The organism is Pseudomonas sp. S3_A09 (assembly GCF_054668065.1).
The window spans coordinates 5366112-5389546 of sequence record NZ_CP162752.1 but is presented as its reverse complement, the minus strand read 5'-3'; the positions used below and the strand labels follow the sequence as shown (position 1 = coordinate 5389546).

At 61.6% G+C, this 23435-nt stretch carries 26 protein-coding genes; 17 read left to right on the top strand and 9 right to left on the bottom strand.

Annotation, left to right across the window (positions count from 1 at the left end):
- Positions 1-5 precede the first annotated feature (5 nt).
- From AB4N92_RS25120 to AB4N92_RS25110, 3 genes are all read right to left on the bottom strand, one after another.
- Complete coding sequence (locus AB4N92_RS25120) at positions 6-488, bottom strand: (2Fe-2S)-binding protein (RefSeq protein WP_047543731.1); 483 nt, start codon at positions 486-488, stop codon at positions 6-8.
- A 172-nt stretch (positions 489-660) separates the two neighbouring features.
- Complete coding sequence (locus AB4N92_RS25115; protein WP_010210647.1) at positions 661-1095, bottom strand: MarR family winged helix-turn-helix transcriptional regulator; 435 nt, start codon at positions 1093-1095, stop codon at positions 661-663.
- Between the two features lie 151 nt (positions 1096-1246).
- A complete protein-coding gene (locus AB4N92_RS25110) occupies positions 1247-2299 on the bottom strand; it encodes a 2,5-dihydroxypyridine 5,6-dioxygenase (RefSeq protein WP_042571190.1) in 1053 nt (350 codons plus the stop codon).
- A gap of 308 nt (positions 2300-2607) precedes the next feature.
- On the opposite strand from AB4N92_RS25110, the gene AB4N92_RS25105 reads away from it, so the two are divergent.
- The 6 genes from AB4N92_RS25105 (at position 2608) to AB4N92_RS25080 (ending at position 8686) form a co-directional block, all read left to right on the top strand.
- Positions 2608-3741 (top strand): FAD-dependent monooxygenase, encoded by a 1134-nt coding sequence (locus AB4N92_RS25105; protein ID WP_010210651.1) that lies wholly within the window; start codon positions 2608-2610, stop codon positions 3739-3741.
- Positions 3738-4535, top strand: a complete 798-nt coding sequence (locus AB4N92_RS25100; RefSeq protein WP_010210654.1) for an alpha/beta fold hydrolase — start codon at positions 3738-3740, stop codon at positions 4533-4535. The genes AB4N92_RS25105 and AB4N92_RS25100 overlap by 4 nt, the downstream gene beginning before the upstream one ends.
- Before the next feature lie 14 nt (positions 4536-4549).
- Positions 4550-5302, top strand: a complete 753-nt coding sequence (locus AB4N92_RS25095) for a maleate cis-trans isomerase family protein (RefSeq protein ID WP_010210656.1) — start codon at positions 4550-4552, stop codon at positions 5300-5302.
- Between the two features lie 13 nt (positions 5303-5315).
- On the top strand, positions 5316-5948 hold the full coding sequence (locus AB4N92_RS25090) for an N-carbamoylsarcosine amidohydrolase (protein WP_044287083.1): 633 nt from the start codon (positions 5316-5318) through the stop codon (positions 5946-5948).
- A gap of 322 nt (positions 5949-6270) precedes the next feature.
- Positions 6271-7581, top strand: coding sequence for an MFS transporter (locus AB4N92_RS25085; protein WP_460128549.1), 1311 nt, complete (start codon positions 6271-6273; stop codon positions 7579-7581).
- Between the two features lie 28 nt (positions 7582-7609).
- Complete coding sequence (locus AB4N92_RS25080) at positions 7610-8686, top strand: nucleoside hydrolase (RefSeq protein WP_460128546.1); 1077 nt, start codon at positions 7610-7612, stop codon at positions 8684-8686.
- 64 nt (positions 8687-8750) lie between these two features.
- Here AB4N92_RS25080 and pdxR read toward each other — a convergent pair whose 3' ends face one another.
- Positions 8751-10178, bottom strand: coding sequence for a MocR-like pyridoxine biosynthesis transcription factor PdxR (pdxR, locus tag AB4N92_RS25075; protein ID WP_460128544.1), 1428 nt, complete (start codon positions 10176-10178; stop codon positions 8751-8753).
- 131 nt (positions 10179-10309) lie between these two features.
- Here pdxR and AB4N92_RS25070 point away from each other — a divergent pair, with 131 nt between their 5' ends.
- The 4 genes from AB4N92_RS25070 to AB4N92_RS25055 are packed head-to-tail and all read left to right on the top strand — an operon-like array spanning position 10310 to position 13021.
- The gene (locus AB4N92_RS25070; protein ID WP_010210663.1) at positions 10310-10783 is read left to right on the top strand and encodes a carboxymuconolactone decarboxylase family protein; all 474 of its coding nucleotides are present in this window, start codon (positions 10310-10312) and stop codon (positions 10781-10783) included.
- Positions 10780-11220, top strand: a complete 441-nt coding sequence (locus tag AB4N92_RS25065; protein ID WP_042571192.1) for a GNAT family N-acetyltransferase — start codon at positions 10780-10782, stop codon at positions 11218-11220. The genes AB4N92_RS25070 and AB4N92_RS25065 overlap by 4 nt, the downstream gene beginning before the upstream one ends.
- Complete coding sequence (locus AB4N92_RS25060) at positions 11217-11810, top strand: FMN-dependent NADH-azoreductase (RefSeq protein ID WP_236267287.1); 594 nt, start codon at positions 11217-11219, stop codon at positions 11808-11810. Before AB4N92_RS25065 ends, AB4N92_RS25060 begins: the two co-directional genes overlap by 4 nt.
- A 59-nt stretch (positions 11811-11869) precedes the next feature.
- Positions 11870-13021, top strand: a complete 1152-nt coding sequence (locus AB4N92_RS25055) for a MalY/PatB family protein (RefSeq protein ID WP_236267286.1) — start codon at positions 11870-11872, stop codon at positions 13019-13021.
- Between the two features lie 189 nt (positions 13022-13210).
- On the opposite strand, the gene AB4N92_RS25050 is transcribed toward AB4N92_RS25055, so the two are convergent.
- Positions 13211-13426, bottom strand: coding sequence for a TOBE domain-containing protein (locus AB4N92_RS25050; protein WP_003173733.1), 216 nt, complete (start codon positions 13424-13426; stop codon positions 13211-13213).
- Between the two features lie 317 nt (positions 13427-13743).
- Here AB4N92_RS25050 and AB4N92_RS25045 point away from each other — a divergent pair, with 317 nt between their 5' ends.
- From AB4N92_RS25045 to AB4N92_RS25035, 3 genes are read left to right on the top strand one after another with little or no spacing between them, the layout of a single operon-like run.
- Positions 13744-14700, top strand: a complete 957-nt coding sequence (locus AB4N92_RS25045) for an aliphatic sulfonate ABC transporter substrate-binding protein (RefSeq protein ID WP_010210678.1) — start codon at positions 13744-13746, stop codon at positions 14698-14700.
- A gap of 10 nt (positions 14701-14710) precedes the next feature.
- Positions 14711-15532 carry an ABC transporter permease gene (locus AB4N92_RS25040; protein ID WP_010210680.1) on the top strand — a complete coding sequence of 274 codons (822 nt, stop codon included), beginning with the start codon at positions 14711-14713 and terminating at the stop codon, positions 15530-15532.
- Positions 15529-16245 (top strand): ABC transporter ATP-binding protein, encoded by a 717-nt coding sequence (locus tag AB4N92_RS25035; RefSeq protein WP_047543719.1) that lies wholly within the window; start codon positions 15529-15531, stop codon positions 16243-16245. The genes AB4N92_RS25040 and AB4N92_RS25035 overlap by 4 nt, the downstream gene beginning before the upstream one ends.
- Before the next feature lie 37 nt (positions 16246-16282).
- On the opposite strand, the gene AB4N92_RS25030 is transcribed toward AB4N92_RS25035, so the two are convergent.
- The 3 genes from AB4N92_RS25030 to AB4N92_RS25020 form a co-directional block, all read right to left on the bottom strand.
- Positions 16283-17209 (bottom strand): FecR domain-containing protein, encoded by a 927-nt coding sequence (locus AB4N92_RS25030; RefSeq protein WP_047543716.1) that lies wholly within the window; start codon positions 17207-17209, stop codon positions 16283-16285.
- Positions 17206-17724 carry a sigma-70 family RNA polymerase sigma factor gene (locus AB4N92_RS25025; RefSeq protein WP_010210683.1) on the bottom strand — a complete coding sequence of 173 codons (519 nt, stop codon included), beginning with the start codon at positions 17722-17724 and terminating at the stop codon, positions 17206-17208. Before AB4N92_RS25025 ends, AB4N92_RS25030 begins: the two co-directional genes overlap by 4 nt.
- Positions 17725-18016: 292 nt before the next feature.
- Positions 18017-18646, bottom strand: coding sequence for an LbetaH domain-containing protein (locus AB4N92_RS25020; protein WP_021491968.1), 630 nt, complete (start codon positions 18644-18646; stop codon positions 18017-18019).
- Between the two features lie 113 nt (positions 18647-18759).
- Here AB4N92_RS25020 and AB4N92_RS25015 point away from each other — a divergent pair, with 113 nt between their 5' ends.
- On the top strand, positions 18760-19725 hold the full coding sequence (locus AB4N92_RS25015) for a threo-3-hydroxy-L-aspartate ammonia-lyase (protein ID WP_236267285.1): 966 nt from the start codon (positions 18760-18762) through the stop codon (positions 19723-19725).
- Positions 19722-20102 (top strand): RidA family protein, encoded by a 381-nt coding sequence (locus AB4N92_RS25010; RefSeq protein WP_021491966.1) that lies wholly within the window; start codon positions 19722-19724, stop codon positions 20100-20102. Before AB4N92_RS25015 ends, AB4N92_RS25010 begins: the two co-directional genes overlap by 4 nt.
- Here the strand turns inward: AB4N92_RS25010 and AB4N92_RS25005 are convergent.
- Entirely contained in the window at positions 20090-20716 is a 627-nt protein-coding gene (locus AB4N92_RS25005; RefSeq protein ID WP_236267284.1) for a helix-turn-helix transcriptional regulator, read from the bottom strand. The two genes, AB4N92_RS25010 and AB4N92_RS25005, sit on opposite strands and share 13 nt — an antisense overlap.
- Before the next feature lie 70 nt (positions 20717-20786).
- On the opposite strand from AB4N92_RS25005, the gene AB4N92_RS25000 reads away from it, so the two are divergent.
- Entirely contained in the window at positions 20787-21884 is a 1098-nt protein-coding gene (locus tag AB4N92_RS25000) for a DSD1 family PLP-dependent enzyme (protein ID WP_236267283.1), read from the top strand.
- 286 nt (positions 21885-22170) lie between these two features.
- Positions 22171-23421: a ribonucleotide-diphosphate reductase subunit beta gene (locus AB4N92_RS24995; protein WP_005788524.1), complete on the top strand. Its 1251-nt coding sequence runs from the start codon at positions 22171-22173 to the stop codon at positions 23419-23421.
- The last annotated feature ends 14 nt before the right edge of the window (positions 23422-23435 follow it).

Sequence of the window (23435 nt, the reverse complement as noted above, 5' to 3'; positions counted from 1 at the left end):
GGTCATCAATCCACAGTCATCAGGCGGGCCGCACGCAACACCGCGCGCAGGATTTCGATATGGGTGCCGCAACGGCAGAGGTTGCCCGACAGCTCGTTGCGCACCTGCGTTTCGCTGGGGTTGGGGTTGCGGTCGAGCAAGGCCTTGGTGGTCATGATCATGCCGTTGAGGCAGTAGCCACATTGCGCGGCCTGCTCGTCGATAAAGGCTTGTTGTACCGGGTGCGGCGCGTCGCGCGTGCCCAGGCCTTCAAGGGTGACAATCTCGCGGCCTACGGCCCCCGACAGCGGAAACACGCAGGAACGGGCCGCCACCCCATCGATGATCACGGTGCAGGCACCGCACTCCCCCAGGCCGCAGCCGTATTTGGGGCCATTGAGTTCCAGGTCATTGCGCAGCACCAGCAACAGCGGTGTGTCCGCCATGGCGCTGACGTCGCTTTTTCGCCCGTTGACTTCAAGCGTTACCGTGATGTGCTGGCTGATCATTCGCTTCGCCCGTAACAGTTGGTGAAGTAGGCACTACATGAAATAGTCAAAAAAAGCGTCGCGGACCTGAGGTCTCACGACACACTTGACTGATGAAGTGGCTACTACATCAACTCAGAGCAAATTCGGTGCCATATTCCTGTTTCACCCCCTTCTGCGGGGGTGTGGCATGTCAGTCCTGCGGGTCGTCGATCATCTTGCGCAACAGGAACAGCACCGCGACCCTTTCGGCCGGGTTGAGATTGCTCATGGTCAATTCGCTGATCTGCGCGGCGCGCGGCGCGGTCTGGGCGACCAGTTCGGCGCCTGCCGGGGACAGGTCGACCACCACTTTGCGTTTATCCTGCGGGTCGGGTTCCAGGCTGATCAATTCCTTGGCCTTGAGGCGCTCGACGATACCGCGAATGGTCGCCTGATCCACGGCAGTGGCCTTGACCAGTTCCGTCAGGGAGCTTGCACCGTGATCGCGCAGTGCACACAAGGTGACGAACTGCACGGCGGTGAGCTGCGAGTCGCCGACATTCTGCTGAAAGATCGCCAGGTGGCGCTGGTAGGCCTTGCGCAGCAGGTGGCCAACTTGTTCAGAAAAGACGTAGGAATCAGGCACGGCGGGGCTCGATGAGTGGCTGGCGATGGGGAAGCATGATGGCGGGCTTGCTGAACGGACTCAAGGCAATCGCTGAAGAAACCCTATCAAAATGTGGGAGCTGGCTTGCCTGCGAGCGCGCTCGCAGGCAAGCCAGCTCCCACCTGGATGTTCAGCGAGCCAGGGATTCCACGGGGGCAACCACATCCCCGGCAATCACCACCGCTTCATCATCCAGGTACACATCGCAATGACGCAGCGGAATATCCATATGGCACGGCGTCTTGCGCGTCCCGCCCACTTCGGTGTTCGGCCCGGTGGAGAACAGGAAATTGCCATAGAACGCCCGCGCATCCATGCACATGCCGTCGTTCTTGTCATGCAAGCCCATGGCCGTCCACTGTGCCCGTGGTTGCAGGCCCCAGCCGATATGAGAAATGCCGTACACCTCGGGATCGTTGAAGTACTTCATGTAATCACGCAGGTATTCGGCCTCGAAACCACCGTGGATCTTGGTAATGAAGCCCTTCTCGATCTCCAGGGTGATCTTCTCGCGGGTGTAGGTCTTGAACGGCAGCAAAATGTCGCCGATGTCCAGCACCAGCACGCCCTCGGCGGTTTCTTCGTTGGGCCAGGAGAACAGGAAGCCACTCGGCCAATGATCCCAGCGTCCAGGCTCGTCGGCAAAACCGTATTCCGTCACTGACGGGTATTGCCCCAAGGCGGCGCGGAAGTCGCTGCCAGCGCGGGACTTTACGTGAATCGAACGCGCCTTTTTCAGCAACTGCTCGGCCGCCAGCACGCGCACTTTGTCCGCTTCGGTGGGCAGCATGCGCGCCAGTACTTCCGGCGGTTCCACCGCCAGCAGAATGCGCGTGCCGGTCTTGAGAATCTGTTCCTGCTCCGGCGAGTGCAGCAGCATCATGGTGTCGACGATCAAGTCGGCGGCCTCCAGGGCACGCTGGGCGGCGATATTGCCGGTGAGCGCGGTGTCGCCGCAGTAGGCGGTCATGTCGTTGCCCATCGCCCTGGGGTGGTTGAACGACGGCAACTCCACCGCATACACCTTGGCTCCCAAGCGCTGCGCGGCGTCCATCGCGGCTCGCACGGTGCGGGGGTCCGAGTAATGGCTCTTGAGCACGGCGACGCTCTGGGTCGGGTCGACCTTGGACAACTTCAACACGTGCTCAAACATCTGGGTCAGTTCGCAATCGCTTACCGGCATTTTCCTGTCTCCTGTGGGCCTGCACCAAGTTCAGGCAGCACGCCTCACTCTAGTGCATTTTTTATAGCGTATACGCCATTTAATAACGATAAGACCCGAATTACAGTCAGACTGCAAGCGGCGCGCAAAAACGTTACCTATCGAAACATACCCAGTATTTACAGACACAATAACGTTACACAGGACAATTATGGCCAAAAAATAAATTTGCGAAGGCGGGCTTCCCATTTTAAAAAATGAGCGTATACACTTTAAAAACCTTGCGGACAGACGCCGCCGAAAATCAAAAAGAGAGAGGAACACGCCCCATGGGAAGCACTCAGAAAATCGCCATCGTCGGCGCGGGCCTGGGCGGCGCCGCCGCTGCCACCCTGCTACAGCAAGCCGGCTTCGACGTTGATGTCTATGAGCAAGCGCCGGAGTTTTCCCGGTTGGGCGCGGGGATCCACATGGGCCCCAACATCATGAAAATCTTCCGCCGCATGGGCATCGAAAAGCAGCTTGACCTGATGGGCTCGCACCCCGAGCACTGGTTCAGCCGCTGCGGAGAAAGCGGCGACTACCTGTCACGCATCCCCCTCACCGGCTACGGGGCGTCCTACATCACCGTGCACCGTGGCGACCTGCATGCGCTGCAGATGTCCACCCTCAAGCCCGGCACCCTGCACTTCAACAAACGCTTGGAAAGCCTTGAGGAAACCGACACCCAGGTACGCCTGACCTTCGCCGACGGTCAGGTGACTTACGCGGACATCGTGATCGGCGCCGACGGCATCAACTCCAAGATCCGCGAAGTACTGCTGGGCGTGGAAAAGCCGCTGTACAGCGGCTGGGTCGCGCACCGTGCGCTGATCCGTGGCGACCAGCTCGCCAAATACGACCTGAAGTTCGAAGACTGCATCAAGTGGTGGACCGAAGACCGCCACATGATGGTCTACTACACCACCGGCAAGCGCGACGAGTACTACTACGTGACCGGTGTGCCCCATGCCGAATGGGACTTTCAGGGCGCGTTCGTCGACAGCAGCCGCGAAGAGATGTTCGACGCCTTCCAGGGCTACCACCCCACCGTCCAAGCCCTGATCGAATCCACCGAAAGCGTGACCAAGTGGCCGTTGCGCAATCGCAATCCGTTGCCACTGTGGAGCCGTGGCCGCCTGGTGTTGCTCGGCGATGCCTGCCACCCGATGAAGCCGCACATGGCCCAGGGCGCCGGCATGGCCATTGAAGACGCCGCCATGCTCACCCGCTGCCTGCAGGAAACCGGCATCAGCGACTACCGCACAGCCTTTGAACTCTACGAGGCCAACCGCAAGGAGCGCGCGTCGCGCGTGCAGGCCGTGTCCAACGCCAATACCTGGCTGCGCACCCAAGAAGATCCGGCCTGGGTCTATGGCTATGACCTGTACGCCCAGGAACTGAAATCGGGGGTGGCCGCGTGAGTACCTTTCTCTACGGCGCCAACGTGCAGGCCAACGGTATTCGTCAGCACTACCTGCGTTATGGCGGCAAGGGCCCGGCGCTGATCCTGATCCCCGGTATTACCAGCCCGGCAATCACCTGGGGTTTTGTCGCCGAGCGCCTGGGGGCGCAGTTCGACACCTACGTGCTGGATGTGCGCGGTCGCGGCCTGTCCTCGACCGGTCCCGAGTTGGATTACAGCGCGGACACCTGCGCCGAGGACATTGGTGCCTTCGCCGATGCGCTGAACCTGGACAGCTACCACCTGATGGGCCACTCCATGGGGGCACGCTTTGCCGTGCGCAGTGCCGTCAAACACCCTGAAGGGGTGAAGCGCGTGGTGCTGATTGACCCTCCGGTCTCCGGTCCGGGCCGACGCGAATACCCGAGCAAGCTGCCATGGTACGTCGACTCCATCCGCCAATCCCTGGTCGGCATGGACGCGGAGGCGATGCGCGCCTTCTGCGCCACGTGGACACCGGCACAACTGCAACTGCGCGCCGAATGGCTGCACACCTGCTACGAACCCGCCATCGTGCGAGCCTTCAATGACTTCCACGCGGTGGACTTCCACCACGACCTGCCCCACCTCAAGGCCCCTGCCCTGTTGATGGTGGCCGGACGCGGCGGCGTGATCCTCGATGAAGACATTGCCGAGATCCAGGACCTGCAACCCGGCATCCAGGTCGCCCGCGTGCCGAACGCAGGACACATGATTCCGTGGGATGACCTCGACGGTTTCTTTCTCGCCCTCGGCGATTTCCTCGAACAATAACAATGGAGAGCACCATGCAGAAGCCTTACCGCATCGGCCAGATCGTGCCGAGTTCCAACACCACCATGGAAACCGAGATCCCGGCGATGCTCACCGCGCGCCAGGCGATCCGTCCCGAGCGCTTCACCTTTCACTCCAGCCGCATGCGCATGAAGCAAGTACGCAAGGAAGAACTGGCGGCCATGGACGGCGAGTCCGACCGCTGTGCCGTCGAGCTGTCCGACGCCAAGGTCGATGTGCTGGGCTACGCCTGCCTCGTAGCGATCATGGCCATGGGCCTGGGCTATCACCGCAACTCCGAACAACGCCTGCGCAAAGCCACGGCCGACAACGACGCCAACGCCCCGGTAATCACCAGCGCCGGCGCCTTGATCGAAGGCCTGAAAGTGATGGGCGCCAAGCGTATCGCGATTGTCGCGCCGTACATGAAACCGCTGACCGAGTTGGTGGTGAACTACATCCGCGAAGAAGGCTTCGAGGTGGTGGATTGGCGCGCCCTGGAGATTCCCGACAACCTCGAAGTGGCCCGCCACGACCCGGCCAACCTGCCGGCCATCGTCGCCGGGATGAACCTGGAAGGCGTCGATGTGATTGTGCTGTCCGCCTGCGTGCAGATGCAGTCGCTGCCGGTGGTGGCCAAGGTCGAGGCGCAAACCGGCAAACCGGTACTCACCGCCGCCATTGCCACCACCTACGCGATGCTCAAGGCCCTGGACCTGGAACCCATCGTTCCCGGTGCCGGCGCCCTGCTCTCCGGCGCCTACTGAGGGAAGTGAAACGATGAGCGAACAATCCGCCGACGCCAACTACCAGGGCGTGTGGGGCAACCGCATCGGCTTTGGCAAGAAAGCCGCGCTGCTGATGATCGACTTCATGCAGGGCTACACCACCGAAGGCGCGCCGCTGTTCGCGCCGGGTGTAGTCACGGCCGTGGCCGAAAGCGTGGAACTGCTGGCCACCGCGCGCCTGCACGGGATTGCAGTGGTGCACACCAATATCCGCTACCATCCCGGCCATTTCGTCGATGGCGGGATCTGGGTGAAAAAAGCCCCGGTGATGAAAGACATGGTCGAAGGCAACCCACTCGCCGCGTTCTGTGCCGAGGTGTTGCCACTGGACGAGGAAGTCGTCATCACCAAACAGTACGCCAGTGCGTTTTTCGGCAGCAGCCTGGCGCCGATGCTGCATGCACAGAGCATCGACACCGTGGTGCTGGCAGGCTGTTCCACCAGCGGCTGCATCCGCGCCACGGCGGTGGATGCGGTGCAACACGGGTTTCGCACCATCGTCGTGCGCGAATGCGTCGGCGATCGACACCCCGCGCCCCATGAAGCCAACCTGTTCGATATCGACAGCAAATATGGCGATGTGGTGAGCAAGCAGGAGGCGATGCGCAAGTTCAGGGAGCAATAAGACGTTATTAAGAACTGCGCCATAGAGCGCGGTCTTGCACAAAACTGAGGCCCGGCCTTGGAACGCATTCAAATGTGGCAACCGATCCCTGTGGGAGCCGGTCTGGCCCGCGATGCAGACGCTGCGGTGTATCAGTGACACCGCGCCGATGCCATCGCTGGCCAGCCAGCTCCCACCTAAGCCCGGTTTCCCTATGGATCGCCTCCAACAGGCCCTCCTCAGTCTTCTGACACTGCCTTTGGAAGTCGCTTCTACAGCACTCCGAAGTGCTGGAACAAAAGCGGCTGTATAAAAACCATAAGTCACCGCCAGGAGACACCCAATGCCCATTGCGAATGCAGCGCCCGCGACCACCGTCGCCGACCCGGTCAACACGCTTTACCACAAGATCACCTGGAAGCTGATTCCCTTCCTGTGCTTCTGCTACCTGGCCGCCTACCTGGACCGCATCAACATCGGCTTCGCCAAACTGCAGATGCTCGACCAATTACAGTTCAGCGAAACCGCGTTCGGTCTCGGTGCCGGGCTGTTCTTTGTCGGTTATATCCTGTTCGAAGTACCGAGCAACCTGGTGCTGGAACGGGTCGGCGCAAAGATCTGGATCGCGCGCATCATGATCACCTGGGGCCTGCTCTCGGCCTGCACCATGCTGGTCACCTCCACCATCCAGTTCTACATTCTGCGTTTTCTGCTCGGCGCTGCCGAAGCGGGCTTTCTGCCGGGTGTCCTGTACTACCTGACCACTTGGTTTCCCACCCACCGACGCGGGCGCATCATTGCGCTGTTCATGATCGGCCTGCCGCTCTCCAGCGTGATCGGTGGCCCACTGTCCGGCTGGATCATGGGCCACTTCGACCACATGGGCGGCCTGCGTGGCTGGCAGTGGCTGTTCCTGATCGAAGCGGTGCCCAGCGTCTTGCTTGGCGTGCTGACCTTCTGGGCCCTGCCCAACACCTACCAGCAAGCCAAATGGCTGTCGGATGAGGAAAAGGCCCTGCTGGACACCGAACTGCGCAAGGACGATGCCGAAGGCTCCGCCAGCAAGCACAGCTTCCGCGACGGCTTCTTCAACCTCAAGGTATGGATGCTCGGCGGTATCGACTTCTCGATCCTGCTCAGCGCCTACGCCATGGGCTTCTGGATGCCGACCTTCATCCGCAACGCCGGGGTCACCGACACGTTCCATATCGGCGTGCTCACCGCCTTGCCAAGCGTCGCCGCCCTGCTCGGCATGCTGCTGATCGGCGCCAGCTCGGACAAACACCGCGAACGCCGCTGGCACATCATCGTGCCGTTTTTCATCGGCGCGGCGGCCATGGCCACGAGCACCTTCTTCACCCATAACGTGGTGGCCACGGTGGTGCTGTTCGCGATTGCTTCGGCGGCGATCATCGGCGCCGTGCCGGTGTTCTTCAGCCTGCCGGCGACCTTTCTCAAAGGCACCGCGGCGGCCACCGGCTTCGCCCTGGCCTGTTCGGTGGCGAATATCGCCGGCCTGGTCAGCAACTCATTGATGGGCGTTGCGATCGACGTCACAGGCAGCAGCGCCGGTGCCTTGTGGTTTTTCGCGGGCTGCCTGATCCTCAGCAGCTTCCTGGTCATCGCCTTGCCGGCGAAACTGGTGAACCGTTGATAACAACAATTTTTTCGGAAGACTCACCATGCAAGGCTTCTTGAAACGCTGTGCGCTGCTTGTTGCGGTCGGTCTGTGTGCCGGCACCGCGCAGGCGGCGGAAAAGGTCATCTTCGATACCGATTTCAACGTACTCAACGATGACGGTCAGGCCTTCATCATGCTTGCCCAGTTGCATGCGCAAAAACGCATCGAGCTGCTGGGCATGACCCTGGTCAGCGGCAACGCCTGGGTCGATCAGGAGCAGGTCGACGCCCTGAAGGCCGTGGAACGCATGGGCGTGGATAAAGAGGTCGGCGTCTACTCCGGCGCCGCCTACCCGCTGCTGCACGACTACGCCACCTACGAGGCAGAAAAAGCGCTGTTCGGCTCCGGCTGGCCGGGGGCGTTCAAAAACCCGCGCCCCACATCACCCTCACAATTGGTCGCACCACCGGACGGCCTGGCCACCCACACGAAACTGCGCAAGGAGGCCGCCGCGCAGTTCATTGTCGACAGCGTGCGCGCCAACCCGCACCAGGTGACGATCCTCGCCGTCGGCCCGCTGACCAACGTCGCCCTGGCGATTCGTTCGGCGCCGGATATCGTGCCGCTGATCAAACGCATCGTGTACATGGGCGGCGCCCTGGAAATTCCGGGCAATACCACGCCGGCGGCGGAGTTCAACTGGTGGTTCGACCCGGAGGCGGCGAAGATCGTGTTGCGCTCGCCGATCGAACACGTGATTTTCCCCAATGATGTGTGCGAGAAAGTCACCTTCGACAAAACGGTGTACCAGCGCGTGATTGCACAGAAAGGCGCGATTGCCGACCTGTACACGCATGAGTTCGGGCCGTTGTTCGACAAGGACCCGAGCTACCACAGCTTCACCTGGGACAGCTTGCCGGCGCTGTACCTGGTCAACCCTGGGATCGTCACCGAATCCCGCGAGCTGTGGGTGGATGTGGACGCCACGTTTGGCGCGGACTACGGTCGCGCACTGGCCTACCCGAAAGGCGCGCCCGTGGGCACGCAGAAGGCCAAGGTGGTGTTCGGCGTGGACCAGAAGAAATTCTGGGATGGCTACGTCAACCTTGTGACCCTGCCGACACCGGTCAAGCACTGACCGGTTGCGCGCTCCCACCGTGCGTGGGAGCGCTGTTCTCGCAACCTGCCAGCGCGGGGCCGCCTTAGAGCCGACCGATTCTTTCTGACGAACCCGCCCCTGCAGTAGCCGTTGTTACCAGAGGAACGGATAGATACTCAGCAATCACCGCACGCAAAACCTGAGCAACCACCACAGCGTCCGAAGCAGAAGCCACATTCGTGAACCCCATCAACACCCCCTGCCCCTGCCCACCTTCCAACGTCCAGGCAGACAACGCCTTAACCCCCAACCCCGCCCGCTCAGCCGCCTCAGCCACCGCCCAATCCGGCACATCCACCACCAACCGCGCCAGCAAATTAATCCCTCCCGCTTGCTCATCCACCCGCAAGAACGCTCCGCAATGCAGCCGCAACGCCTCTACCAGATACCCCCGACGCTGCGCATACAACTGCCGCATCTTCTTCAAATGCCGAGTGAAATGCCCCTGCTCCAAAAAGTCCGCTGCGGTCAATTGCAACAACTGCGCACTCCGCTGTTGCAACACCCGAGCCCCCTGCTCAAACCTAGCCAGCAGCGCCGTGGGCACCACCAGACACCCCAACCGCAACCCCGGAAACAGCATCTTGCTGAAACTCCCGGCATAGATCACCCGATCATCCCCATCCTGACGCTTGAGTGCCGCCAATGGCTGCCCGCGATAGCGAAACTCACTGTCGTAGTCATCTTCCACCACCCAACTGCCCTGCTCCCGCGCCCACGCCAGCAACGCCCGTCGCCGCGCCGGGCTCAGCGCAACACCCAGCGGGCTCTGGTGCGCCGGTGTGACAACCGCCAACCGTGCCTCACGTCCGCGCGAAATACCCTGCTCAACATCCAGCCCATCACGGTCCACCGGTACCGGCACCAGCTCCACACCCTGATGAATCAACAACTGGCGCGCATGCAGATACCCAGGGTCTTCAAACCAGCACCGCTGCCCTGCCATCGCCAATGCTTCACACACCAGCGTCAGGCCCCCCGCGTATCCGGCACACACAAACACCTGTTGCGGCGTGCACTCCACGCCCCGGTACAACGCCAGGTAGCTGGCTATCGCCACACGCAGCGCCTGGGTGCCGCGCTCATCGCCCATCGCCAGGCTGTTCGCGTCGGTGCGGCGCACTTGCTGGGTCACCAGCCGCGCCCACAGCTTGCGAGGGAAAGCATCCAAGGCCGGCAGGCCCATTTGCAGCGGCAAAGGGCCCGAAGTCACTGGCAGCGCAGCCGGCATGGGTTTCATCGGTACCTGCGGCAGCGCCTCGGCAATCACCGTCCCCGCTTGCCCGCGCGCCTCGAAAAAGCCCTCGCTGACCAGCAACTGATACGCCGCCTCCACCGTGCCTCGCGCCACCTTGAGTTCCTGCGCCATCGCCCGCACCGAGGGCACGCGCTCGCCGGGGCGCAACTGGCCCTGATCGATGGCCTGGCGAAAGCGTCGGTAGATTTCCTGGTATTTGGGCAGTGACGACATCGCGATTGGCTCGACGGGAAGACAGCACGAAGTCTGATCATGTCCCAACCCACTTGTCCAATCATGCCCCTGTCCGCCCAGCCGACCCACCATGAAAATGGCGCATCCCTTCACCGTCACAAGGATCGCCCATGAACCACCGACTCGATTACGCCCAGGCCGCGCCCGCCGGCTACAAAGCCCTGGGTTCGGTGCACAGTTACATCCACGGCTGCGGCCTGGAAAAAGAACTGATCGACCTGGTGTACCTGCGCGTCTCGCAACTCAATGGCTGCGCTTATTGCCTGGACAGTCACTCCCGCGACTTGCTCAAGCTCGGCGTGAGCCTGGAAAAAATCATGCTGTTGGCCGCCTGGCGCGAAGGTCTGCCGCTGTTCACCCCACGTGAACGTGCCGCCCTGGCTTGGGCCGAGGTGGTCACCCCGGTGGCGCAAACCCAGGTGCCGGATGCGGACTATGCAGACGTCGCGGCGGCGTTCAGTGAGAAGGAAATCGCCGACCTGACCCTGGCCATTGCCTTGATGAATGCCCTGAATCGCGTCGCCATCAGCTTTCGCAAAGTACCGGCGGCGGTCAAGGCACACCTGGAGAACCAAAAACCATGAATGAACATGTCGAATTTGCCCAGATGGAAACCCAGGCCGATCTGATTGCCAGCTTCGCGGTGATGCAACAGCTGCGCCCTCACCTCACCGACGCCACGGCGTTTGCCGAGCAAATCCAGCGCCAACGGCAAAACGGCTACCGCCTGCTGGCCGCACGCGAAAATGGCAACGTGATGGGTCTGGCCGGCTACCGGTTGACCGAAAACACCCTGTACGGCCGGTTTATCTACGTGGATGACCTGGTGGTAGACGCCACATTGCAACGGCGGCGCCTGGGTGAACAACTGCTGGACCGGGTGCGCGAGGAATCCCGCGCCCGTGGCTATCGCTGGCTGGTACTGGACACCGGCATGCATATGGCCCTGGCCCAGCGCTTCTATTTCCGCCAGGGCCTACTGCCCCTGGGCATGCACTTTTCCCAGGACCTGAGCCAATGACCCGGGCCCTGCTCCTCAGTTTCAGCCCCCACGGCAAGGCCGCGCAGACCTTCAAACTGGCCCGTGCACTGTTGCGCGACCTGGTCCCCGACACCGAGGTGACCGAGCGCGACTATGGCAGCCAAGCACTGCCACCCTTGACCCGTGAATATGCCAACGCGCTGACCACACCCGGCGGACTCGGCAGCAGCGCCACGGCACTCTCGGAACAACTGATCGTTGAACTGGAGGCCTGCGACCTGCTGATCCTGTGCACTCCCGTGCATAATTTCACCGTGCCGGCGGCGCTCAAGACCTGGATCGACCATGTGGTGCGCATCCAGCGCAGTTTTACGGTGAATGAACAGTTCGCCAAAGTCGGCTTGCTGCAAGACCGGCGCACCTTTGTGCTGGTCAGTTCGGGTAACGCCCGCAAGGGTCATGAACCGGACTTTCTGACGCCGTACATGAGCACCATCCTGTCTACAGTGGGCATTCACGCGGTGGATTTCGTCTACCTGCCGGCCATGGTGCGCGGTGAAGAAGCCGTCAATCGCGCCCTGGAACAGGCACACCGGCAACTTGCGGTGGCAATCAGCTCTGGCCTATAAAAATAATGGCGCTAGAATCAGCGCCATTCCTGCACCTGACGCCTTGATACGAGCCCCCCATGAGCTTTGATTTCGACACGATCCACCCCCGCTTCGGCACCGGCAGCACCAAGTGGAGCCGCTACCCGCAAGACGTGCTGCCAATGTGGATCGCCGACATGGACATCGCCGCCCCACCCGCCGTGCTGCAAGCCCTGCACGCGCGCATCGACCAGCAGGTGCTCGGCTACAGTGTCGCCGGGCCGGATGTACGTGAAGCGATCACTGCCGACCTGTGGGCCAAGTACGCCTGGCGCGTGCAGCCGGATGAACTGCTGTTCCTGCCTGGCGTCGAGCCGGGTTTCAACATGGCGCTGCACGCGTTTGTCCAGCCGGGCCAGCCGGTGGTGCTGCAAACCCCCAACTACCGGCCGATCCGCCTGGCACCAGGCCACTGGAACCTGCCACGCATCGAAGTGCCCTTCGAGCAGGTCAACGGCGAATACCTCACGCCGATGCCCGCGATGCGCCAGGCATTGACCGGCGCCGGCGCGCTGTTGCTGAGCAACCCGCACAACCCCATGGGCAAAGTCTTCCCCCGTGAAGAACTGCTGGCCGTGGCCAACGCCTGCCTGGAAAACGGCGCGCTGATCATCTCCGACGAAATCCACGCCGAACTGTGCTTCGACGGCCGTCGCCACATTCCCACCGCCAGCCTCAGTCCCGAGATCGCCCAGCGCACCATCACCCTGATGTCGGCCAGCAAGGCCTACAACGTCGCCGGCCTCAAGACCTGCTTCGCGGTGATCCAGAACGCCGAGATCCGCGAACGCTTCAACAATGCCCGTTGCGGCATGGTCGACAGCGTCAGCCCTCTGGGCCTGGAAGCTACCCGCGCGGCCTACAGTCAGTGCAGTGATTGGCTCGACGCGCTGGTGCAGTACTTGCAGTCCAACCGCGACTACCTGCTCGACGCCGTGCAAACCCGCCTGCCTGGCGTGGTGATGCACGCACCGCAAGGTACTTACCTGGCCTGGCTGGATTGCAGCGCCCTGGGCCTGGACGATCCGCAGCAGTTTTTCCTGGAACAGGCCAAGGTCGGGTTGAGCGCCGGTATCGAGTTCGGTGATGACAGCCAGCAGTTCGTGCGCCTGAACTTCGGCTGCCCACGGTCGATGCTGGAAGAAGGCCTGCAACGCATGGAACGCGCCCTGCGCACCCGTCAGGCCTGACTCACAACTGTTCGCAACGAGTGCCGCACCCCTGCTGTTACTGTTTTTGCCGGCCGCCGCAACCGGCTACAGCAGGGGTTCCAAGGCACGCCGATGTTCAACCTGGAGGTGGCGGCCACACACCCGAGCCTCACCCACCAGGGGACTCAGGCCTGAAAAAGTCCAAGGCTTGCACCTATCAAGGTGTACTCACAACTTGGCGATGGACACTTCTGTCGATTTTACGAAGGCAATCACTTCACTGCCTACTTTCAACTCCAGATCACGCACCGAGCGGGTGGTGATTACCGAAGTGACAATGCCGGACGCGGTCTGTACGTCGATTTCCGACACCACTTCCCCCAGCAGAATTTCCTTGATCACGCCCTTGAATTGGTTGCGCACGTTGATCGCTTTAATGGTCATGTCGGCTTTCCTTTTGGTTGTTGGGTCAATCCGCACGAATGCCCAGGCCCTCAAAATGCGCCATCGACCAGAACATTAAAAGGAATATATAACTCTTTATTTATTCTTTATGGATATATGCGAACTGTTGCACCACCGACAGTGGATCAACAGTTTGCCTTCTCCCGCTACAACCACATTTCCCTAAAGCCCCGGAAACACACGTACAGGCTAGATGGCACAGAGACTGCATATTCCTGAAAAGCATGATGGAACATGCCATTTAATTTTTCTGAATATAAGAAAGCCTTCTCTCAATGCCTTGCCGGAGCTGTTCCATGAAACCCTTCACCCAACGCTTACTCGGCGCATGCGCCCTCGCCCTGTGCCTGCAACCACTGGCCCATGCCGCTGAAACCGACCCCGCTGAAGTCAATCTCGACTACGCCTATTACTCGCCCGTCAGTCTGGTGCTCAAGCACTTCGGCTGGCTGGAACAGGCCCTGCCGCACTCCAAGGTGGGCTGGGTATTGAGCCAGGGCAGCAACCGTTCCCTGGAATACCTCAACAGTGGCGGCGTGGATTTCGCCTCTTCCGCCAGCCTGTCTGCCGTACTCAGTCGCGCCAATGGCAGCCCGATCAAGTCGGTGTACGTCTATAGCCGCGCCGAATGGACCGCTCTGGTGGTGCGCAAGGATTCGCCGCTCAAGAGCGTCACCGACCTGAAAGGCAAGAAAATCGCCGCCACCAAAGGCACCGACCCGTACCTGTTCACCCTGCGCAGCCTGCAAAAGGCCGGGCTGAAAAAGGACGATGTGGAACTGGTGCACCTGCAACATCCGGACGGTCGTACCGCCCTGGAAAAAGGTGACGTGGACGCCTGGGCCGGCCTCGACCCGCACATGGCCGCCAGTGAAATCCAGGCCGGTTCGCGCCTGCTGTACCGCAACAAGGACTTCAACAGCTACGGCGTGGTCAGCGTCACCGAGCAGTTCGCCAAGGCGCATCCGCAGACCATCACCAAAGTACTCGGCGCGTATGAAAAGGCCCGCGATTGGGCGGTGAAGCACCCGGATGAATTCGCCAAGCTGCTCGCCGACGAATCCGGCCTGCCGTTGGAAGTGGCCAAGCTGCAACTGTCGCGTACCGACCTGAGCACACCCTTCCTGAACAGCAAGGACGTGGTGTCGTCAAAGGCGGCCGCACCGATCCTGGTGTCCGAAGAACTGGTGCGCAAAGGCGTGAACGTGGACCAGGTGATCGACCAGTTGATCGACACCTCGTTCGGCCACTAAGGAGCGCGTGATGACCAGCAAAACCCAAGCATTGCCCCTGGTCGAGCCGGTGGCGATCAATCGCAGTGCCTGGCCGAGGCGGCTCAAGGGCCTGGTGTTGCCGGTGCTGATCCTGCTGGTGCTGGAGGTGGTGGTTCGAGTGGGTTGGTTGCCGTCGTACCAGATGCCGGCGCCCAGTGAGATCGCCGTGACCCTCACGGACCTCGCCGAAGGCTCACTGTGGAAACACATCAGTGCCAGCCTGGGCCGGGTGCTGCTGGGCTTTGCCATCGGTGCCAGCCTGGCGCTGGTGTTTGCCGCCTGGGTGGGCTTGAGTCGTGAGGCCGAAGCCTACCTGGAACCAACTTTCGCCGGGCTGCGCTCGATTCCGAGCCTGGCCTGGGTGCCGCTGTTGCTGCTGTGGCTGGGCATCGACGAGACCTCGAAGATCGTGCTGATCGCCATCGGCGCGTTCTTCCCGGTGTACCTCAATGGTGTCGCCGCCATCCGCGACATCGATCGCAAGCTGGTGGAAGTCGGGCAAATGTACGGCTTCAGTCGGTGGCGCCTGGTGCGTCGCATCCTGTTGCCGGCCGCCCTGCCTGGCCTGTTCACCGGGTTGCGCAGTGGCTTGAGCCTGGCGTGGATGTTTCTGGTGGCGGCCGAGCTGATCGCGGCCACCAAAGGCCTGGGTTACTTGCTCAGCGACGGGCGCGAGACCTCGCGGCCGGATATCGTGTTGGCGGCAATCATCGTGTTGGCGTCGCTGGGCAAAGTCAGCGATGGCCTGCTCGCCACGCTGGAAAAGCGCTGCCTGGCCTGGCGCGATACGTTCCAGGGAGCAGGACAATGAGCGTGCAGCCACTGTTGGACATTCATGTAGCGCGTAAAAGCTTCGCCCACACCACCGTGCTGAAAGACGTGCGCCTGGCCCTGCAACCTCGGGAGGCCGTGAGCCTGCTGGGCCCCAGCGGCTGTGGCAAAAGCACCCTGCTGCGAATCGTTGCCGGCCTGGAAAAAGACTTTCAGGGCGAACTGCGCAGCCCCGATGGCGAAGTCGCCTTTGTGTTCCAGGAGCCTCGGCTGATGCCCTGGCTCACGGTGGAGCAGAACATCGGTTTCAGCGATGACAAGCACTACGACAAGGCCTGGGTCATGCAACTGATTGAGGAAGTCGGCCTCAAGGGATTTGCCCAGGCGCTGCCCAAGGCATTGTCCGGCGGCATGGCGCAACGGGTGGCGATTGCACGCGGACTGTATTCACGCCCGCAGGTGTTGCTGCTGGACGAACCCTTCAGTGCGGTGGATGCCTTCACCCGCATGAAGCTGCAGGACCTGCTGTTGCAACTGGCCAAACACCACGCGATCGCCTTGCTGCTGGTGACCCATGATGTGGACGAGGCGCTGTACCTGAGTGACCGCGTGCTGGTGATGGATAACCGTCCGAGCAGCATTCGCCAGGAACTCGCCGTGGACTTGCAGCACCCCAGGGACCGGCGTGACCCGATGCTGGCGCAATTCAAGGCACTGTCCTTGACCGAGCTGCAACGCGCCCACGTTATCTGATATCGCCTTCTTGGCCGCACCCCATTGAAAGGGGGTGTCAGGCCAGGGATTTGCGCGGTGTGAGGGTGACCCAATACCGCGTGCGTGCGTGCAACTCCAGCCCCAACGTCGAGGCCAGCAGGTTGAGGATGCGGTCGGTGTCGTCCAGGCGAAAACTGCCGGTCACCCGCAACGTTTCCAGGCTCGGTTCCCAACGTAACACGCCTGGCCGATAACGCTCGAGCTCCCGCAGGAAGTCACCCAGCGCCTGGTTCTGCGCAGTCAGCACACCGTCGCGCCAACCCAGCTGCACTACATCAAACGGCACCCAGGCCCCCAAGCCGCTGGCTTTCAGCGGCGCTTGCTGCCCGCCCTGCAGTGTCGTCATTTGACCGTTCAGGTCCCGCACCTGGACTGAGCCCTTGAGCACCGACACCAGACAACCGCTGGCCTGCTGCCTTACACACACATCGGCCTGGCTGACGCTCAACTCGCCGTAGCGCGTCCGCACGGTCACCGCCGCCGCGCCGGGTACGTTCAACGCCAACTCTCCGTCCACCAACGTGATGCGTCGCTGCGCCAGGTCCACGTCCACCGCCGTCGCGGTATTGAGCTGCAAGCTGCCGCCGTCGGCCAACGGGATGCGCTTGCGCTCGCCGGTCGCGGTGTGCAGGTCGGCACGCCAAGCCTCGATGGGCAGTTGACGGCTGATCAGCCAGGCGGTCGGCACCAATGCTGCAATTCCCAGGGCGCGCTTGAGCACGGCGCGGCGCCCAGGTTGCGGGCGATCGAGGCTGGCCATCGCCAGGGCCTGGGGCAAGTCGCTGAAACGCTGGCGCAAGGTCTGGGCTTTTTGCCAGGTCTGTTCGTGCTGGGGATGGCTGTCACGCCAATGCTGCAAGGCGGCGTGATCACGCTCGGTGGCGGCGCCGGATTCCAGCAGCGCCAACCACTGCGCCGCGGCGCGGGCAACGTCACGGCTCACAGGTCCACCAGCAGGCAATGTTCGTAAGCCTGGGCCATATAGCGTTTTACCGTGCGCTCCGACACGTCCAGGCGCTCGGCGATGTCCCGATAGCCCAGGCCTTCCAGTTGGCTCCACAGGAACGCACGGCGGACCAGCACCGGCAAGCCATCGAGCAATTCATCCAGGGCTTGCAAGGTTTCCAGCAGCAGCCAGCGTTGTTCGGGCGACGGCACGCAGGCTTCCGGCAGGCTGGCCAAGGCATTCAGATAAGCCTGTTCAAGACTGCGCCGCTGATGGAAATTCACCAGCAGGCGCTTGCCGACCGTCACCAGATAGGCCCGCGGCTCCTGCATCTGCGCGATCGGCTGAGCGCTGGCCAGCACACGCAAGAAGGTATCCTGGCTCAGGTCAGCCGCATCCCAGGCATTGCCCAGACGCCGGCGCAGCCAGCTTTCCAGCCAGCTGCGGTGGTCGCGGTACAGGCTCGACAAGGTCAGTTCGGGGGCGTGGGTCGGAACTACAACATCATTCATGGCGAGCGACCTGCGCGGCGCGAGTGAGTCTCAAATGAGATTAATTCTATTTAATATCGCGTCGACACACCATGGTCTTTTCAACATTGCCGCTTTAAACGATCTCTCGCCCGTTAACCATCGCGAGAGCGGATACTTCACTTATTGAAACCTCCTTGTTACAACATGGGAAAATCTGTAATCGTCGGTACAGATTCAAGAAGACCGCAGCTCTTCAGCCTCCGACTTAGATTCATGTAGCCACCACCAACGTCGTCAATCGTCTGGGCCTCGTGGAGGATGATTCCAGCCCTCAAGTGTATATGTCTGCATTGCTCTCGCAATCAAACACCCGCCCCCGGCCCACGACACTTCCAGCCTTTAGCAGCGCCCCCGGCGCCAACACTGCATTGGCGCCGATCCGACACTGGTCGCCGAGCAACGCGCCAAACTTGTCGCACCCCGTGCGCTGCAAGGTCCCGTCAACCCGTACCCGCACTTCCTTGTCATCGCGCTCGTTGCGGTAGTTGGCAACGATGCTCCCCGCCTCCAGGTTGATCCTATGCCCCAACACCGAATCGCCGACAAAATTGAAGTGCGCCAGCTTGCTGCCGCTGAACATGAACGAGGTCTTCAACTCGGCACCGGGACCGATGATGCAATGCTCATCCAGCCAGCATCCGCCCCGTAGCAGTGAACCACTGGCGATAAAGCAGTGGGCGCCGATGATCAGGGGTGGCTTGAGCAACGCGCCAGCCTCGACGGTGGCGGTACGGTGGATGGCGATTTCATCCTGGATGATGTACTCGTCGGCCGGGAGTCTGGCCAACAACTGGCGAACGACCGCAGGCGCCTGGGTTGCCAGTGCCCAGGGTGTAAGGTCAGCCCATGGCGCAAGGGCGGACCGGGAGAACTGGGCGATGTAGTCGGTGAGTCGAATCAACGTCGAATCCTCTAACGGTCAGAGAAGTTCGAAACGCTAGCATGGACATACGACACTTTACTATTTGTCTTTTTGTGGATATTTTATCCAGCATCAGACAACGAGGTCCGCTCATGCCATCGCCCACTTACCAAGACGTCATCGACGCCGCGCAACGCCTGGAAGGCGTTGCGCACGCGACGCCGGTGTTCACCTCGCGCACCCTCGACGCGCTGACCGGTGCACAGGTGTTCATCAAGTGTGAACACCTGCAACGTGCAGGCTCGTTCAAGTTTCGCGGCGCGTTCAACGCCCTGTCGCAATTTAACCCGCAGCAGCGCAAAGCCGGCGTGGTGGCATTTTCATCCGGCAACCACGCCCAGGGCATAGCGCTGGCGGCGCAGTTGCTGGGCATCCCGGCGACCATCGTGATGCCCACCGATGCACCGGCCGCCAAGGTTGCCGCCACCCGTGAATATGGCGCCAGCATAGTACTGTACGACCGCTTCACTGAAGACCGCGAGCAGATCGGCCGCAACCTGGCCACTGAACAGGGCCTGACCCTGATCCCGCCCTACGACCATCCGCACATCCTCGCCGGGCAAGGCACGGCTGCCAAGGAACTGCTGGAGTCCACCGGACCGCTGGATGCCTTGTTCGTTGGTCTCGGCGGCGGTGGCATGCTCTCGGGTACAGCGTTGTCGACTCGTGCCTTGTCGCCGGATTGCCTGCTGTATGGCGTGGAACCGGAAGCCGGCAATGACGGGCAGCGCTCGTTTCGCAGCGGCAGCATCGTGCATATCGACACGCCGAAGACCATTGCCGACGGCGCTCAGACCCAGCACCTGGGCAATTACACCTTCCCCATCATCCGTGACAACGTCAACGACATCCTCACCGTGTCGGATGCCGAGTTGGTGGCGGCGATGAAGTTCTTCATGCAGCGCATGAAAATGGTGGTCGAGCCTACTGGCTGCCTGGGCCTGGCGGCCTTGCTCAACGAAGCAGGCCGGTTCAAGGGCCAGCGGGTAGGCATTATCGTCACCGGCGGCAATGTCGATATCGAAAAGTACGCGGCCCTGCTCAGTGAGGCCTCATGAACAGCATCCACACTTCGACGGCTTCCCCGCCCGCCGGGCATTACGCCCAGGCCATCGCCCACGGCGACACGTTGTATATCTCCGGGCAATTGCCGGTCAGCTCGGACGGTCGGCATAACCTGTCGGCGACATTTGCCGAGCAGGCTCGGATCGCCTTGACCAATCTATTGCAAATCCTGAACGCCGCCGGTGGAACGCCGGCGGATCTGGTGAAGGTCACCGTGTATGTGGCCGGCGTTGAGCACTGGCCCGCATTCGACAGGGTCTACGCCGCCGCACTGGGTGAGCACCGCCCTGCCCGCGCCGTAGTGCCGGTGCCCGAACTGCATCACGGCTATCTCGTCGAGATTGAAGCGATAGCGCGTTACTTGGCGTAGGTGTAGACCGCCGCGCGCGAGACGCCCAGGTGCGAGGCCACGGTTTCCATGGCCCGGCGAATATCCAGGCAGCCGGAGTCTTTCAACTCCTGCATGAGTACACGTCGGTCCGCCGCCTTCAGCGCACGCGGGGTGGTGGCCAGGCGCGCTGCGAACTGGTCGATACGCGCACGGATGACATCGGCGCCGGATGGGTCCAGGGATTCGATGAGTTTGTCGCCGCTGACCGAGCCAAACTGTTCCAGCATGCCCTGCAAACCACGGAACAACGAGAGATCGACGTTCATGCATAAGGCCGCCACGTACTCGCCGCCAGCGCCCTTGATGCCGATCGACGTGCTTTTGACCTGGCGGCCGTCGCTGAACTGGTTCTGGTAATTGGCGATGACTTGCGGGTACCCGGGGTCGGCAATGCGCGCAAGGCCCAACTCGGTGGTCGGGTCGCCCGGCGCGCGTCCGGACAGGTTGTTATGGATCGCCAGAATCGAGTGCTGCGGGTCGCGCAAGTCGTGCAGCACCACTTCGCAGAACGGGCTGAAGGTCTTGCTCAAGCCTTCGGCGATCTGTTCGAGCTGGCTGATCAGGTGAGTATCGTTGGGAGAGGTATTTTTCATGCAAGACAACATATCCAGTCCTGGACAGGGCGTCAATTTACACCCTGCCCCTCATTGTGGAGCCCGCACCATGGAGACCCCTGCCGCCTTGATCGACAGCGTGAAAATGCAGCGCAATATCCAGCGCATGCAGCAGCGCGCCGACGCCCTGGGCGTGCAGTTGCGCCCCCATGTCAAAACCCACAAGTGCGCCGAAGTGGTGGCCGCACAAATCGCAGCGGGCGCCAGCGGCATCACGGTGTCGACGTTGAAAGAAGCCGAGTATTTTTTCGCGCTGGGTATCCATGACATCCTCTACGCGGTGGCCATGGCCCCGCACAAACTGCCCCAGGCCCTGACGCTGCGTCGCCGGGGCTGCGGCTTGACGTTGATCACCGACAGCTTGGCCGGTGCCCAGGCGATTATCGATTTTGGCCGCCAGCACGACGAAACCTTTGCAGTGATGATCGAGATCGATTGCGACGGCCACCGCACCGGGGTCAAGCCGCACGACCCTTTGCTGCTGGACATCGCCCGACTGCTCGGCGACACCCTCACCGGTGTGCTGACCCACGCGGGCGAAAGTTACGGCCTGGATACGCCCGAAGCCCTGCAAGCCATCGCCGAGCAGGAACGCGCCCGTTGCGTCGAGGCGGCCGAGCGGATTCGTGCCGCCGGCCTGCCCTGCGCCCAGGTCAGCGTCGGCTCTACCCCGACCGCACTCTCGGCCATCAGCCTGGAGGGTGTGACCGAACTGCGCGCCGGGGTCTACGCGTTCTTTGACCTAGTGATGCACAACATTGGCGTATGCAGCACCGATGAACTGGCCTTGAGCGTACTGACCACAGTGATCGGCCATCAGGCAGAAAAAGGCTGGATCATCACGGATGCCGGCTGGATGGCCATGAGCCGGGATCGCGGCACGCAATCGCAGAAAAAGGATTTTGGCTACGGCCAGGTCTGTGATGAGCGCGGTACGCCGATCGAGGGGTTGCTGTTGAGCAGCGCTAATCAGGAGCATGGCGTGGCGCATTTCCAGGGTGTGGATGTGGTCGCCCAATTCCCCTTGGGTACTCGGCTGCGCATCCTGCCAAACCACGCCTGCGCCACCGGAACCCAATTCGGCAGTTATACCGCGGTGTTAGCGAATGGCGACCTACAGGTATGGGAACGCCTGCGCGGCTGGTGATACACCGGTCACAGCCCGGCTTGGCGGCGATGGTGCCCGCAATGTCCATGCATGGTCCAAGGACCCAGGTGATGATCAGTGAAGATCGATGCCCGCTTGTGTCGTTGACCATCGTCACCACACACCATATAGTGTGCCCACAAACAGAACAGACCACTACATAGTGTGCAGTATCGGTATTTACCGACCACATTATGCGCAGTATTTCAATGCCTAGTAGCCTGCAAATTGCATATTTTTGGACGGGTTCACACGCCGTCAGAACAGATCAGGAAGGAGTATTTCAATGCTGAGTTGGGATGAAGTCGACAACGAAGACACCGGTGCAGCGGTGATCAAGGGCGCCAATGCCGGCCACGCCAGCGAAGCCAACATGGACCGTCTCGACGGCGCCGGCGCCGCCGCCGCGCTGGAAGCCCGTAACGTGACCGCCAACGACTCCGCCGCGATCATCCGCGCCAAGGCCGCCCTGGACAAACTCGACGTCGCCGAAGGCCTCGCCGAGCTGGAAGGCTCCGCCGCCCGCGTCGCCGTTGACGAAAAGCGCATGATCAACTGCCGCGCCGACCTCAACCAACTCGTGCCGTTCAAGTACGACTGGGCCTGGCAGAAATACCTCGACGGCTGCGCCAACCACTGGATGCCGCAAGAGGTCAACATGACCGCCGACATCGCTCTGTGGAAAAACCCCGAAGGCCTGACCGACGACGAACGCCGCATCGTCATGCGCAACCTGGGCTTCTTCTCCACCGCCGACTCCCTGGTCGCCAACAACCTGGTCCTGGCCGTGTACCGCCTGATCACCAACCCGGAGTGCCGCCAGTACATCCTGCGCCAGGCCTTCGAAGAAGCGATCCACACCCACGCCTACCAGTACTGCATCGAATCGCTGGCCATGGATGAAGGCGAGATCTTCAACATGTACCACGAGATTCCATCGGTGGCTAAAAAAGCCGCCTGGGGCCTCAAGTACACGCGCTCGATCTCCGATCCGAAGTTCGAAACCGGCACCGTCGAGACCGACAAGGAACTGCTGCGCAACCTGGTCGCCTACTACTGCGTCCTGGAAGGCATCTTCTTCTACTGCGGCTTCACCCAGATCCTGTCCATGGGCCGCCGCAACAAAATGACCGGCGTGGCCGAGCAGTTCCAGTACATCCTGCGCGACGAGTCGATGCACTTGAACTTCGGTATCGACGTGATCAACCAGATCAAAATCGAAAACCCACACCTGTGGGATGCCGAGATGAAAGAGGAAGCGACCCAGATGATCCTGCAAGGGACTCAGCTGGAGATTGAATACGCGCGCGATACCATGCCACGCGGTGTACTGGGCATGAACGCGGCGATGATGGAGGATTACCTCAAGTTCATCGCGAACCGTCGCTTGTCGCAGATCGGTCTTAAAGAAGAGTATCCAGGGACCACTAACCCGTTCCCGTGGATGAGCGAGATCATGGACTTGAAGAAAGAGAAAAACTTCTTCGAAACCCGTGTGATCGAGTACCAGACCGGCGGCGCGCTGAGCTGGGACTAACGTGTAGGAGCTGG